General features: G+C 69.9%; 11 protein-coding genes. 6 read left to right on the forward strand and 5 right to left on the reverse strand.

Translation table 11 applies throughout. From position 1 onward, the window contains the following. Positions 1-5: 5 nt before the first annotated feature. From AB0D57_RS30290 to AB0D57_RS30300, 3 genes are read right to left on the reverse strand one after another with little or no spacing between them, the layout of a single operon-like run. Positions 6-401 (reverse strand): DUF742 domain-containing protein, encoded by a 396-nt coding sequence (locus AB0D57_RS30290; RefSeq protein WP_362079933.1) that lies wholly within the window; start codon positions 399-401, stop codon positions 6-8. 9 nt (positions 402-410) lie between these two features. Further along, positions 411-851 (reverse strand): roadblock/LC7 domain-containing protein, encoded by a 441-nt coding sequence (locus tag AB0D57_RS30295; RefSeq protein ID WP_362079936.1) that lies wholly within the window; start codon positions 849-851, stop codon positions 411-413. Further along, complete coding sequence (locus AB0D57_RS30300; protein WP_362079939.1) at positions 848-3769, reverse strand: nitrate- and nitrite sensing domain-containing protein; 2922 nt, start codon at positions 3767-3769, stop codon at positions 848-850. Before AB0D57_RS30300 ends, AB0D57_RS30295 begins: the two co-directional genes overlap by 4 nt. Positions 3770-4371: 602 nt before the next feature. On the opposite strand from AB0D57_RS30300, the gene AB0D57_RS30305 reads away from it, so the two are divergent. Continuing rightward, positions 4372-4935: a hypothetical protein gene (locus AB0D57_RS30305; protein WP_362079942.1), complete on the forward strand. Its 564-nt coding sequence runs from the start codon at positions 4372-4374 to the stop codon at positions 4933-4935. 110 nt (positions 4936-5045) lie between these two features. Here AB0D57_RS30305 and AB0D57_RS30310 read toward each other — a convergent pair whose 3' ends face one another. Continuing rightward, positions 5046-6362, reverse strand: a complete 1317-nt coding sequence (locus tag AB0D57_RS30310; RefSeq protein WP_362079945.1) for an FAD-dependent oxidoreductase — start codon at positions 6360-6362, stop codon at positions 5046-5048. Positions 6363-6786: 424 nt separating this feature from the next. Beyond that, positions 6787-7107 (reverse strand): bifunctional 3-phenylpropionate/cinnamic acid dioxygenase ferredoxin subunit, encoded by a 321-nt coding sequence (locus AB0D57_RS30315; RefSeq protein WP_362079948.1) that lies wholly within the window; start codon positions 7105-7107, stop codon positions 6787-6789. A 214-nt stretch (positions 7108-7321) separates the two neighbouring features. On the opposite strand from AB0D57_RS30315, the gene AB0D57_RS30320 reads away from it, so the two are divergent. The 5 genes from AB0D57_RS30320 (at position 7322) to solA (ending at position 13350) form a co-directional block, all read left to right on the forward strand. Then, the gene (locus tag AB0D57_RS30320) at positions 7322-8143 is read left to right on the forward strand and encodes an IclR family transcriptional regulator (protein WP_362079951.1); all 822 of its coding nucleotides are present in this window, start codon (positions 7322-7324) and stop codon (positions 8141-8143) included. Between the two features lie 284 nt (positions 8144-8427). After that, entirely contained in the window at positions 8428-9513 is a 1086-nt protein-coding gene (locus AB0D57_RS30325) for an S-(hydroxymethyl)mycothiol dehydrogenase (RefSeq protein WP_362079954.1), read from the forward strand. Further along, a complete protein-coding gene (locus tag AB0D57_RS30330) occupies positions 9510-9662 on the forward strand; it encodes a hypothetical protein (RefSeq protein WP_362079957.1) in 153 nt (50 codons plus the stop codon). Before AB0D57_RS30325 ends, AB0D57_RS30330 begins: the two co-directional genes overlap by 4 nt. A gap of 33 nt (positions 9663-9695) precedes the next feature. Further along, complete coding sequence (locus AB0D57_RS30335; RefSeq protein ID WP_362079960.1) at positions 9696-12149, forward strand: FAD-dependent oxidoreductase; 2454 nt, start codon at positions 9696-9698, stop codon at positions 12147-12149. Positions 12150-12195: 46 nt separating this feature from the next. Further along, positions 12196-13350 (forward strand): N-methyl-L-tryptophan oxidase, encoded by a 1155-nt coding sequence (solA, locus tag AB0D57_RS30340; RefSeq protein ID WP_362079963.1) that lies wholly within the window; start codon positions 12196-12198, stop codon positions 13348-13350. Positions 13351-13358: the final 8 nt, after the last annotated feature.

Genomic DNA, 13358 nt, shown 5'->3' on the forward strand with positions numbered 1-13358 from the left:
CCAGCTCAGAGCGCCCGGAGGCCGTTGATCACGTCGCGCAGAATACTCTCGTCCGGCAGCTCTGCGGGGGGTACGGGACGTGTCACATGGACCATTTCCTCGGTCACGAGGTCACCGATGAGAACTCGCACTACTCCGATGGGGAGATCGAGTTCGGCGGCGAGCTCGGCCACCGACTGGGGGGCGTCGCGGCACAGTTCGACGATGTCCAGGTGTTCCGGAGACAGCGAGTGGTCCGCTCCGGGGTCGTCCGTGTGGGACTCCGTCACGACCACCGCGATCAGATCGAGGCGGTGCTGGGCCGGACTGGTGGTGCGGCCTCGTGTCATGGCATAGGGGCGGACCACTGGTCCGGCGTCGTCGTCGAACCAGTGGCGTGTCCCCTGACCGTCTCCGCTCATGTCATCCCACTACCCGCCCGAAGGCAGATCCGTGCGCGGAGTGGCGGCCAGATGTACGCCGACCCGCTTCACCAGGAGCGTCATTTCGTAGGCGACCTGCCCGACGTCGGAGTCGGAGTCGGAGAGAACGGCGAGGCAGCTGCCGTCACCGGCGGCCGTGACGAACAGAAAGGCGTCCTCGAGCTCGACGACCGTCTGCCGGACACCGCCCGCTTCGAAGTGGCGGCCGACGCCCTTGGCGAGACTGTGGAAGCCGGAGGCCACGGCGGCCAGGTGCTCGCTGTCCTCCCGGGTCAGGTCCTTCGAGGCCCCGGTGGGGAGGCCGTCGCCAGAGAGCACGATCGCCTTGTGGATGCTGGCAACGCGGTCCACCAGGTCGTCGAGAAGCCAGTTCAGCTCTCCCGAAGCCTTGGTGGTCGCGGTAGGCCCTGCGGCCTTCGGTGCGGTCATCGACCGTCTCCCTTTGTCGTTCGTGGTGCTGTGCCGTCCTGGGCCTCGCCGCCCGTGGCGTTCTCCTCGCGGCCGCGCTGCCAGCCTCGCTGCAGCGAAGCCATTCGGCTGCGTACCTCGTCGGCGTCGCGATCGGCGAGATCCGCCCCGTTCCCGTTGCGGGCCTTGTCACGCTCCGTAAGCCGTTGGGGTCCGTCCTTCAACTGCGGGGCCAGATTGGCCTGCCGAACGCGGCGGGGCAGCGGGCTTGCACCCGATTCTGCCCCTTCCGGCGCGGCGTCGGAGTTCGGGGGGGTCTCAGCCGTGCCGGACGACGAGGTGGTGCGACGAGTGCGTTGGGGGAGAGCGGGGGCCTCTCGAAGACCGGAGGTCTCGGATCGGAGGCCTGGGGTCTCCGCGCGCTCGCCGTTACGACGCGCGGAGGTTTCGGTGCGCTCGCCGTTACGGCGCATGGAGGTCTCAGAGCGCTCAGCATGCTGGACGGCAGGCGGCTTCAGGCTTTCCCGCTCCGCCGCACCCAGCAGTTCCACCGGCTCCCGATCCTCCACCGGCTCCAGAGCCTGCACGGGTTCGAGAGCCTGCATGGGCTCCTCGTCCGCCTCGCCGCGTCGGGGTCTCGTCCGGGCCACGGGACGACCGTGTGAGCTGACGAGCTTGGGGGTCCTGCGGCGCGGCAGCGAGACCGGGGCTCCCGGATGGCCGCCGCCGTCGTCGGAGCGGGCCGTCTCGCCGCGGCTCTCGCGGGGCTGCTCGTGCTGCTCGACGGGGACACCGGCGATGGAGCGGCGCGGCCGGAACAGGCCGCCCTGGCCGCCGTCCTCGTCGTCGAGGGCGGCCGGGAATCCGCTGAGGGTGTCCAGCTCGACCGGCGCCTCCAACTCGACCGGCCCGTCCAGGATCGAGGTGGGCAGGCCAGGGAGGTGCACCGGCACCTGGGAGAGCGCCGACTTGCGGTCGCCCTCGATCTGGCCCTCCTTCGAGGGCAGCGCGCGGTCGAGACGGAACCCGATGCCGTTGGTGTCCGGGACGTCGTCCGTGAGCAGCGCGTCGGGGATGAAGACGACAGCGGTGGTACCGCCGTACGGGGATGTCTGGAGGGAGACACGGACGTTCTGTCGCTGAGCGAGTCGGCTGACCACGAAGAGACCGAGCCGGTCGGTGTCGGACAGCTCGAACTCGGGGGTTTCGGCGAGCCGCAGGTTGGCGTCGAGGAGAGCTTCGGCCGCCATGCCCAGGCCGCGGTCGTGGATCTCCAGGGTGAAGCCGTTGGCGACGCGCTCGCCGACGACCTGCACGGCGGTGTGCGGGGGCGAGAACACCGTGGCGTTCTCCAGGAGTTCGGCCACGAGGTGGGTGAGGTCGGCGACCGCGGGCCCGGTGACGGCGACGCGGGGCAGTCGGCGTACCTCGATGCGTTCGTAGTCCTCGACTTCGGCGACCGCGGCGCGGACGATGTCCATGAGCTGGACGGGCTTGCGCCACTGGCGGGACGGGGCGGCGCCGGAGAGGATGACCAGGCCCTCGGCGTGCCGGCGCATGCGCGTGGTCAGGTGGTCGAGGCGGAACAGGTCGGCCAGTTCATCGGTGTCCTCGGTCCGACGCTCCATGGTGTCGAGCAGGGTGAGCTGCTTGTGCAGCAGGACCTGGCTGCGACGGGCGAGGTTGACGAAGACTTCGGAGACGCCATCCCGCAGTTCAGACTGCTTGACGGCGGCCTCGACGGCGGCACGCTGCAGGGTGTTGAGGGCCTGACCGACCTCGCCGATCTCGTTCTTGTCATACTCCAGGCGCGGCACTTCGGTCTCGACGTCGACCTGTTCGCCTGCGGAGAGGCGGCGCATGACGCTGGGCAGCCGGACGCCGGACGCCTCGTGGGCCTCCAGGCGCAGTCGGCGCAGATCGCGGATGAGGCCCCTGCCGATGCGCACGGACATGATGAGCGAGACCAGCAGGGCGATGAGGCCCAGTACGCCCGCGATGACCACCTTGACGATGATGCCGGTGGCCACCGGCTGGACCCGGTCCTGATAGCGGTCGCCCGCCTTGTCGTCGAGATCGCCCAGTTCCTTGAGCACATGGCCGGCCGCCCTGTCCCAACTCTTCGCGGTGACGCCGCGGGGCAAGCCGGAGGAAGAGATGGCGACGGCCTGTTCGGCCACGCGCAGGGGAGCCGTGTCGGCGTTCTTCCAGTAGCGCTCGTAGCGTTCGCGTTCCGAGGAGGGCAGTAGCGGCAGGTTGACGGCGTACAGCAGGGTGCGCTGGGCGACGAGGTCGGAGATGTCGCGGATTTCGTCGTCGGTGACACGGCCCGAGACCAGTGCGGAGCCGAGGAGGGCATCCTCGCGGGAGAGCAGTTCGCGGGCGACAGCCACGTTGACGAGGGCGCGGCCCTGCTTGTCCATCTCCACGTTGTCGACCACATGAAGATTGGACACCAGCGTGTAACAGGGGTCGAGCAGACGGTTGTAGCGGTCGAAGGCCTGGGCCCGGTTGACGGTGCCCTCCTCGACGGTGCGGCGCAGCGAATCGATGCCGTCGAACGCGTCCAGGATGGAGCTGAGATGCTCCGAGGTGCCCCCTCCCATCGCCTCGAGTACGTCTTGGTCCTTGGCGTTCTTGCGGACCTTCGACACGGCCCGGTCGGTGGCGGTCCGACTGTGCTTCAGCGCGGTGAGCGCGTCGGAGGCACGAGGGTCGGCGAGATAGACGAGTGTCTGGCGGCGTTCCTGCTGGAGGACGCGGACGGTGTCCTCGGTGGGGTAGCCGATCTTCTCGACGACATCCGACACATTGAACAACTGGTTGGCCTCGCGCCCGGTGAGGACCGTCGCGAAGGCCCAGATCCCTGTCAGAGACAGAAGCGGCACGAGGAGCAGCGCCACGATCTTCCGGCGGATGGACTTCCCGCGAAAGCGCATGGCCTCCCCCACCTCGCCCCCCTCCGGTTTGGGGGTACACATGTGCGTCAACAAACGGCGTGAGCCTACTACCGACGCACAGGTAACTCGAAGGCGCGTCCGGTCGCTCACCCGGCGCGAAGGCAACGAGACATGGCCAGTTGGGGGAACAAGAGATGGGCAGTTGTCCGTTCATTGGGGGAGATTGCCTCCCTCAATCAGGCACCGGGGACCGGACCGCATCGGAACGGTGAACTTGGTCAGTTGGCCGGAATTCTTCGCTGGTTGGGAATCTTCGAGGCACGCCGTTCGTCCTTCTCTATGGGAAATGGGGGCGGAATCGGCCACACGGGTCGCATGCCGCTCATAGGCGGCGTAAAACAGCGCAAGCCGGGCAGCCACTGGGGAGCCGGTGTCGCATGACACCTGCGTGAGGGGTCTGCTGGGCGGTGGGGAGTGACAAGTTGATGGGCACGGCGGAGCGGAGCGGGGCGCCCGGGATCGGTGCTGCGACATCCGTGGCGGCGGCGCAAGGGGCTACCCAGGCACCGGATCGCGACATTCCGGCGGACGGGCACGACCGGACGGACGGACGGACGGCTACGACTGGTGGGCGCGAGGAAGTGAACAGACTGGGCGTTGCCACGGGCGGGCGCAGTCAGGTGAGCGGGCGCGGCGGTGCCGGGGAGCGCGACCACGGGAGCGGGCAGGCCGGCGTCAGGAGCGGGCGCGAGCAGGACGGCGGGCAGGGCCTCGCCGCGGGTGGGCACACGGACGAGCGTGAGGAGCAGGCGTACTACCGGCCGTTGTGGATCGAGGAGCCCGCACGCCGACGGCGACTGCCCGATCCGGTGCGGACGGCGGCCGTGCGGGCGGTGCTCATCATCTCCGTGACCCTGATTCAGGCGATGGTCGCCTTCCTGTCCACGCTGGCGGGATCCTGGCTGGCCTTCCCCATGGTCTTGAGCAGCGTGGCCAGCACGGTCGTGGCCACATGGGCGGCCCTGGACGTCTGGGTGACACGCCAGGTGTGGAACCAGCGGAACGGGGTGGTGTCGGAGCCGAGCAGCACCGCGCGGGCCCTACGGCGCGAGCGGCGCCGGACCCGACGGCAGGCCCGCGCTGCCGAACGCGCGCAGAAGCGAATACGGCGGCAGGGCGGGACCGGCCAGTTGTCGCACTCCTAGTACGGCTGACGGCTGACGGCTGACGGCTGACGGCCAAGGGGAACACCCGGGGCGTCACCCGGCTACGTCGGTGGGGCGGGCCCTCCCCCGTAAGCCCGCCCGCGCAGCCGTCAGGTCGCCGCCGCGCCTGTCGGCTCCAACAGGTCGGCGCTGCGGACCAGTTCGCGCCGCGCCTTCATGAACGGGCGCGGCCGGTCGATGGAGAGCACAGCTGTCGTTCGGCCGTCGCGTTCGTACAGGGCGAGGAACCCGCCTTCGGCCGGAGCGCCGTCATCGAGTGCGCCCTCGGCGATACGGACGGTGTCCGCATGGTGGCGGCGCCCCGCGAACTGGATTCGCGCGCCGTACTGGTCGGACCAGAAGTAAGGCAGGGACCGCACGGTCTCGACGGCGCGTCCGGCGAGCAAATTGCGCACAGCGACACGGGGTTGTTCCGTGGCGGAGGTCCAGTGCTCGGCTCGCGAACCTCCGACACGGGCGACGTCACCGACAGCGACCACCTGCGGCAGTCCGGTCACACAGCCGTCGTCGCACAGCACACCGTCGTGCAGAGCGAGTGTCGAACCGGCGAGCCAGCCGGTGTTGGGGGTGGCGCCGATGCCTACGATCACGACGTCGGCGGGCAGGATCCGGCCGTCGGAGAGTTCCACGCCGGTGACGACGGCTCGCGCCGCGCCGTCCCGGCTGCGCTCCGCAGCGGGAGAGGAGGCAGTACTGCCCTCTGGGCCGACAACGGTGCGGCCTGCCTCGGCATAGGCGACGCGGCTCCCGCGCGCCGCAGCGACGCGGCTTCCGCGCAAACCGGCCACACCCGTGCCGGTGACGAGGTCGACGCCGCCACGGCGGTGCAGTGCGGCGCACACGGCGGCCATCTCGAGGCCGAGTTGGGGTACGAGGGGCAGCGGCGCTGCTTCGACGACGGTGACGTCGTGGCCGAGTCCGGCGCAGGAGGATGCGGTCTCGGCACCGATGAATCCACCGCCGATGACGACGACGCGGCGCGGGCCCTGGGCGAGTTCCTCGCGCAGGGTGCGGGCGTCGTCGAGGGTACGCAGGGTATGCACGCCGACGAGGTCGTCGCCCGGGAGGCGACGGGCCGAGGCACCGGTGGCGATAACCACGCCGTCGGTGGAGGCGGTACGGCCGTCGTCGAGGAGGACGGTGCGACCGCGGGCGTCGAGGCCACGTGCGCGTACGCCGAGAAGCCACTCGGCGCCGAGTTCGGCGCTCTCCTCTGCGTCGGTGAGGGCGAGTTGGTCCTCGTCGGCGCGACCGGTGAGGAAGTCCTTGGACAGGGGTGGGCGGTCGTACGGGTGGTGGGGTTCGTCCCCGATGATCACCAGGCGTCCGTCGAACCCCTGGGCGCGCAGCTCGCGGGCAGCGTACAGCCCGGAGAGCGAGGCGCCGACGACGGTCACGGTCCTCATGAGGCGGGCCTCCGGTCCCCTGCGACCCGCGGGAGGGAGGCGTCATGGCCGGCACGCCGGGACTCGCCGCAGTCCTGGCGGGTGCGCTGAAGCCAGGCGCTTCTCCCGCGGGTGCGCTGGAGCCTGGCACTCCCCTCGCGGGTGCGCTGGAGCCTGGCACTCCCCTCGCGGGTGTGCTGAAGCCCCGCACTCCCCTCGCGGGTGTGCTGAAGCCCCGCACTCCCCTCGCGGGTGCGCCAAAGCCCGGAGCTGCCGTCGTGAGTGCGCCGAAGCCACGCGCTGCCGTCGTGAGCGGCATGCCGAGGCTGGACGTTCGACGCGCGAGCGACACGCCGGGGCGCGGGGTTCAACTCGGGAGCGGCACGGCTGGATCCGGCGTTCAGTTCGCGTGCGAATGCCGTGCCGGCGGCATGGGTCTCGTTCCTCATGCGGCGGTGCCCTCCTGCGCGGCCACGTGGACGTGGATGATTCCGTCGTCGACGGTGACGCGGTGGGTGCGGACGGGGCGGCGTGCGGGGAGGCACGTCGGCATGCCCGTACGGAGATCGAATGAGGCGGCGTGCAGCGGGCATTCGACCAGACAGCCCTCCAGCCAGCCCTCCGAGAGAGAGGCGTCCTGGTGGGTGCAGGTGTCGTCGATGGCGTACAGCTCGCCGTCGGCGTTGAACACGGCGATGGGCGGAGTGGTGTCGACACGGACGGATTCGCCCGCGGGGAGGTCGTCAAGGCGGCAGACGGGAATCATGGGCCCCCCTCTCGGTCCTGGACTCTTGGTCCGGGACCTCCTGGTCCAGGTGGTCCGGGGACCTATCCGGTTCCGGACGCTTCGGTAACATGATGTTTCGCATGGCGCATGAGGGAGCGCTATGCGCAACAGAATCCGCGCGGGGGTCCCGTCACGTCAAGGGCTTCCCGCAGATGCGGCCCAAACACGGCCGCCAGGTGGTGAGAGTTGACCTATGACCCGCACGCAGAAGCAGGCTGAGCACACCGAGGAGAACCCCCCGAAGCAGAACGGCAAGGGCGCGGTCAGCGCCGTCCAGTCGGTGGACCGCGCCGTGAGTGTGCTGGAGATCCTCGCCCGGGTCGGCGAAGCGGGCGTCACCGAGATCGCCGACGAGCTGAACGTGCACAAGTCCACCGCCTTCCGTCTGCTCGGTGTCCTGGAGAACCGCGGCCTGGTGGCCCAGGCCAAGGACCGCGGGAAGTACTACCTGGGTGCCGCGGTACTGCGCCTGGCGGGGGCGGCGGCGGTGCGCCTCGACATCTCCCAGGAGGGCGTCCCGGTCTGCCGCGAACTCGCCGGCGAGCTGGGCGAGACGGTCAACATCGCGGTCCTCGACGACGACGCGGCGGTCAACATCATGCAGGCCCGCGGCACCGCGTCGGTCACAGCGCAGAACTGGCTGGGCCGACGCACCCCGCTGCACGCCACCTCCAGCGGCAAGGTGCTGCTCGCACACATGCCGCCCACGCTGCGGGAAGGTCTGCTGGCGCGCTCACTGCCTCGGTTCACCGAGCGCACGATCACCGGCACGGCCACGCTGCGCGCCGAACTGGAGGCGGTGGTCGAGCAGGGCTATGGCATGACCATCGAGGAGCTGGAGTTGGGGCTCGCCGCGGTGGCCGCGCCGATCCGGGCGCACGACGGCAAGGTGATCGCGGCGATCAGCGTGTCGGGTCCGGTGTATCGGCTGAACTCCGATCGGCTGCCGGAGCTGGCGAAGCGGACGGTGGCGGCCGGGGCCGAGTTGTCCCGGCGTATGGGTTACGGCTTCTGAGATGCGGGGGGGGGCACCATCCGTAGTCCGTGAACTGCGGGCCGTCGATGGCTGGTCGCGCAGTCCCCAGCAGTCCCCCGCGTCCCTTCGGGGCGCGGGCCCACCACCGCGCGGGGCCGAGAGAATCTCGGCCCCGCGCTGTTGTGTGTCCGTCAGGTTTCCGACGCCCCATTCCTTTTGCCAAGGGTTAACGCCCGCCTCTTGACGGCTCCATGACGGCGTTCTCAATATGTTCCTCATCGCGCAACCCATCTTGTATTGCGCAACAGCAGAGGAGCTTGGTCGTGCCACACGAGGTCCGTGCCGTAGTCGCTGTCAAAAAGGGCGCACCCGTCGAGGTGCAGACGATCGTCGTTCCCGACCCGGGCCCCGGTGAGGTCCTCGTCAACGTCCAGGCCTGCGGGGTCTGCCACACGGATCTGCACTACCGGGAAGGGGCGATCACCGACGACTTCCCCTTCCTGCTCGGGCATGAGGCGGCCGGCACGATCGAGGTGGTCGGCGAGGGCGTCACCGACCTGATTCCCGGCGACTACGTGGTCCTCGCCTGGCGAGCGCCCTGCGGATCCTGTCGCTCCTGTCGCCGCGGCCGCCCCTGGTACTGCTTCGACTCCCGCAACGCCACCCAGCCGATGACACTCCTCGACGGCACCCCGCTCACCAACGCCCTCGGCATCGGCGCCTTCGCCGAGAAGACCCTGGTGGCGGCCGGGCAGGCAGTGAAGATCGACCCGGCCGCCCGCCCGGAGGCGGCGGGCCTGATCGGCTGCGGGGTGATGGCCGGCTACGGCGCCGCCGTCAACACCGGCAACGTCGGCCGCGGTGACACCGTCGCCGTCATCGGCTGCGGCGGCGTCGGCAACGCGGCCATCGCGGGCGCCTGTCTCAACGGGGCCATGAAGGTCATCGCCGTGGACATCGACGACAAGAAGCTCGACCAGGCGGAGAAGTTCGGCGCCACCCACACGGTCAACTCGCGCGGGACAGATCCCGTCGAGGCCGTCCGCGCGCTCACCGACGGCTTCGGGGTCGACATCGCCATCGACGCGGTGGGCCGCCCGGAGACGTACAAACAGGCCTTCTACATGCGCGACCACGCCGGCGTCCTCGTCCAGGTCGGCGTCCCGGACCCCGAGATGAAGATCGACCTGCCGCTGATCGACCTCTTCTCCCGCGGCGGATCCCTCAAGTCGTCCTGGTACGGCGACTGTCTGCCGAGCCGCGACTTCCCGTACCTCATCGACCAGTACCTGTACGGACTGCTGGACCTCAACGCCTTCGTCAGCGAGACGATCTCCCTCGATCAGGTCGAGGAGGCGTTCGCCAAGATGCGCCGAGGTGAGGTGCTGCGGTCGGTGGTCGTCCTGTGAGTGTCGACGCCGCCCACGCCGCCCACACGATCCACCAGGCCGTCGCCGGACGTCATGTCACCGCGATCGCCGGCACCACGGTCGTCCGCACCGGGCACGGCGCGGACACGACCATCTCCGCCGAACGCCCCAACGTCCCCCGTCCCTGAGCGCGTTCACTCCCCACCCCGGCAAGGAGGGGCATGTCCAGCACCCCCGCACCCCGTCCCCGTGTCGTCGTCATCGGCGCCGGCATCGTCGGCTGCTCCCTCGCCGACGAGCTGACCGCCCGCGGCTGGACCGACGTCACCGTTCTCGAACAGGGGCCGCTGCCCGCCCCGGGCGGCTCCACCTCGCACGCACCTGGCCTGGTTTTCCAGACCAGCCCGTCCAAGACGCTCACGGCCTTCGCGCGGTACACCGTGGAGAAGTTCAACTCCCTCCAGGTGGAGGGTGTCTCCTGCTTCAATCCGGTCGGCGGTCTCGAACTCGCCACCACTCCCGAACGCCTCGCCGACCTGCACCGCAGGGCCGGTTACGCCGCCGCCTGGGGCGTGCGCGGCGAGATCGTCAGCGCGGCCCGCTGCAAGGAACTCTGGCCGCTCATCGACCAGTCGGCCGTCCTCGGCGGCTTCCACACCCCCGACGACGGCCTGGCCAGCGCCGTGCTCGCGGCCCGCGCACAGAGGGAACGCGCCGTGGAAAAGGGCGCCCGCTTCCTCGACCGCCACACGGTCACCGGCATCGAGCAGGAGGACGGCCGCGTCACCGCCGTCGTCACCGACCGCGGCACCTTTCCCGCCGACCATGTCGTCTCCGCAGCCGGATTCTGGGGCCCCGTCATCGGCCGCATGGCCGGAGTCGACGTACCCCTGCAACCGCTGGCACACCAGTACGCGAAGACGCAGCCGCTCCACGAACTCGCCGACGCCACAAAGGAAGCGGAAAGGCCCATCCTTCGCTTCCAGGACCGCGACCTCTACTTCCGCGAGCACACCGATCGCATCGGCATCGGCAGCTACGCCCACAAGCCGCTTCCCGTCGACCCGTTCGGCATCCTCCCGTACGACGAGGCGCGCGCGAACGACATGGAGATGCCGTCCTCGTACCCGTTCACCGAGGAGGACTGGGCGCCGAGCTGGGACGACTGCCGCCGGCTGATGCCCGCCCTGCGGGAGACGGAGATCGAGGAGGGCTTCAACGGCGTCTTCTCCTTCACCCCGGACGGCATGCCCGTGCTCGGGGAGTCACGACAGATCCGTGGCTTCTGGCTCGCCGAGGCCGTCTGGGTCACCCATTCCGCGGGGGTGGCGAAGGCGGTCGCCGAATGGATGGTCGACGGGCGCGCGTCGATCGACCTGCACGAGTGCGACCTCACGCGTTTCGAGGACGCACAGCGTTCACCGTCGTATGTCCGTGAGCGCGGTTCACAGCAATTTGTCGAGGTGTACGACGTCCTCCACCCGCTTCAGCCGATGGAACAGCCACGACCACTGCGCGTCAGCCCCTTCTACGCCCGGCAGCAGCAACTCGGCGCCTACTTCCTGGAGGGCGGCGGCTGGGAGCGCCCGCACTGGTACGAGGCGAACGCCCCCCTCGTGGACGGCCTGGAGCTCCCCGAGCGTGACGCCTGGGCGGCCCGCTACTGGTCGCCGATCGCCGCGGCGGAGGCCCAGGTCACCCGCGAGAAGGTCGCGCTGTACGACATGACCCCGCTGCGCCGCCTCGAAGTCACCGGCCCCGGCGCCCTCGACTTCCTCCAGCGCATGACCACCAACAACCTCCGCAAGAAACCCGGCGCCGTCACCTACACCCTGCTCCTCGACGAAGCGGGCGGCGTCCGTTCCGACCTGACCGTCGCGCGCCTCGCCCCCGACCGCTTCCAGGTGGGCGCCAACTCCCCCACCGACCTGGACTGGCTGACCCGGCACTCACCCGACGACGTGCAGATCAGGGACATCACCTCCGGCACCTGCTGCATCGGCGTCTGGGGCCCGCTCGCGCGCGACCTCGTCCAGCCCCTGACCCGCGACGACTTCTCGCACGAGGGCTTCGGCTACTTCCGCGCGAAGGAGACCTACCTCGGGCACGTCCCGGTGACGGCGATGCGCCTGTCGTACGTCGGTGAGCTGGGCTGGGAGTTGTATACCTCGGCCGATCTGGGGCTGAGGCTCTGGGACACGCTGTGGGAGGCGGGACAGCGGCACGGCGTGATCGCGGCCGGACGGTCGGCATTCAACAGTCTGCGGCTGGAGAAGGGGTACCGCGCGTGGGGCGTGGACATGACCGACGAGCACAACCCGTTCGAGGCGGGCGTCGGCTTCGCGGTCCGCATGGACAAGGACGGCTTCGTCGGCCAGGAGGCGCTCCAGAGCCTCGCCGGAACCGAACCCGCACGCCGGCTCACCCCGCTCCTCCTCGACGACCCCGCCGCCGTCGTCCTCGGCAAGGAGCCCGTCTACGTCGACGGCGCCCCGGCGGGATACGTCACCAGCGCCTCGTACGGCTACACGCTGGGCCGGTGCGTCGCGTACGCCTGGCTGCCGGCGCTCCCGACCGGCACCGGCGTGCACATCGAGTACTTCGGCGAGAAGGTCCCCGCGACCGTCGCCGACGAACCCCTCTTCGACCCGAAGATGAACCGCATCCGCCGCTGAAACCGATCAAGAGTCAAGAGACCGGCCAAAAGCCAGAGGAGGCCCCGTGTCCCCCACCTACGACGTGATCGTGATCGGTCTCGGCGGCATGGGCAGCGCCGCCGCCCACCATCTGTCCGCGCGCGGCGCCCGCGTGCTCGGCCTGGAGAAGTTCGGCCCGGTCCACAACCGCGGCTCCAGTCACGGCGGTTCGCGCATCACCCGCCAGTCCTACTTCGAGGACCCGGCGTACGTACCACTGCTGCTGCGCTCGTACGAGCTGTACGACGAGCTGGAGCGAGCGACGGGCCGTGAGGTCGCCACCCTCTGCGGTGGCGTGATGGTCGGACGGCCGGACTCTCGGACCGTCTCCGGTTCGCTGCTCTCCGCCGAGCAGTGGGACCTGCCCCACGAGATGCTGGACGCTCCGGAGATCCGCCGCCGCTTCCCGACCCTGAACCCGAACGACGACGAGGTCGCGCTGTACGAGGCGCGGGCCGGGCTCGTCCGTCCCGAGAACACCGTCGCCGCGCACCTCCAGCTCGCCACCCGGCAGGGCGCCGACCTGCACTTCGAAGAGCCGATGACGCGCTGGGAGCCGTACCGGGACGGTGTACGCGTGCACACGGCCGAGAACACGTACACCGCGAGCCAGCTGGTGCTCTGCCCGGGCGCGTGGGCACCGCAGCTGCTCACCGATCTCGGGGTGCCGTTCACGATCGAGCGGCAGGTCATGTACTGGTTCCAGCCGAAGGGCGGAGTACGGCCCTTCCTCCCCGAGAAGCACCCGATCTACATCTGGGAGGACGCGGCCGGAGTCCAGGTGTACGGCTTCCCGTCCATCGACGGGCCGGAGCTGGGCGCGAAGGTCGCCTTCTTCCGCAAGGGGGTCGTGACCACCCCGGAGACCATCGACCGGACGGTCCACGAGGACGAGATCCAGGCCATGGCGGATCACATGTCCCGGTGCATCCCCGACCTACCGGGCACCTTCCTCAAGGCCGCCACGTGCATGTACTCCAACACCCCCGACGAACACTTCGTGATCGCCCGCCACCCCGCGCACCCGGAGTCCGTGACCGTGGCCTGCGGTTTCTCCGGGCATGGCTTCAAGTTCGTGCCGGTTGTCGGCGAGATCGTCGCCGATCTCGCCCTGACGGGCACCACCGATCATCCGATCGGTCTGTTCGACCCCCACCGCCTCGCCGCCGCGCCCGCCTGAGGAGTACG

The sequence above is a fragment of the Streptomyces sp. NPDC048275 genome (assembly GCF_040652275.1).
In the GTDB taxonomy this organism is placed as follows: Bacteria; Actinomycetota; Actinomycetes; order Streptomycetales; family Streptomycetaceae; genus Streptomyces.

What these genes read in the sequence shown, in the direction of transcription:
- AB0D57_RS30290 (WP_362079933.1), bottom strand. Translation starts at nt 401, where the DNA reads ATGAGCGGAGACGGTCAGGGGACACGCCACTGGTTCGACGACGACGCC.
- AB0D57_RS30295 (WP_362079936.1), bottom strand. Translation starts at nt 851, where the DNA reads ATGACCGCACCGAAGGCCGCAGGGCCTACCGCGACCACCAAGGCTTCG.
- AB0D57_RS30300 (WP_362079939.1), bottom strand. Translation starts at nt 3,769, where the DNA reads ATGCGCTTTCGCGGGAAGTCCATCCGCCGGAAGATCGTGGCGCTGCTC.
- AB0D57_RS30310 (WP_362079945.1), bottom strand. Translation starts at nt 6,362, where the DNA reads ATGAGGACCGTGACCGTCGTCGGCGCCTCGCTCTCCGGGCTGTACGCT.
- AB0D57_RS30315 (WP_362079948.1), bottom strand. Translation starts at nt 7,107, where the DNA reads ATGATTCCCGTCTGCCGCCTTGACGACCTCCCCGCGGGCGAATCCGTC.
- AB0D57_RS30320 (WP_362079951.1), top strand. Translation starts at nt 7,322, where the DNA reads ATGACCCGCACGCAGAAGCAGGCTGAGCACACCGAGGAGAACCCCCCG.
- AB0D57_RS30335 (WP_362079960.1), top strand. Translation starts at nt 9,696, where the DNA reads ATGTCCAGCACCCCCGCACCCCGTCCCCGTGTCGTCGTCATCGGCGCC.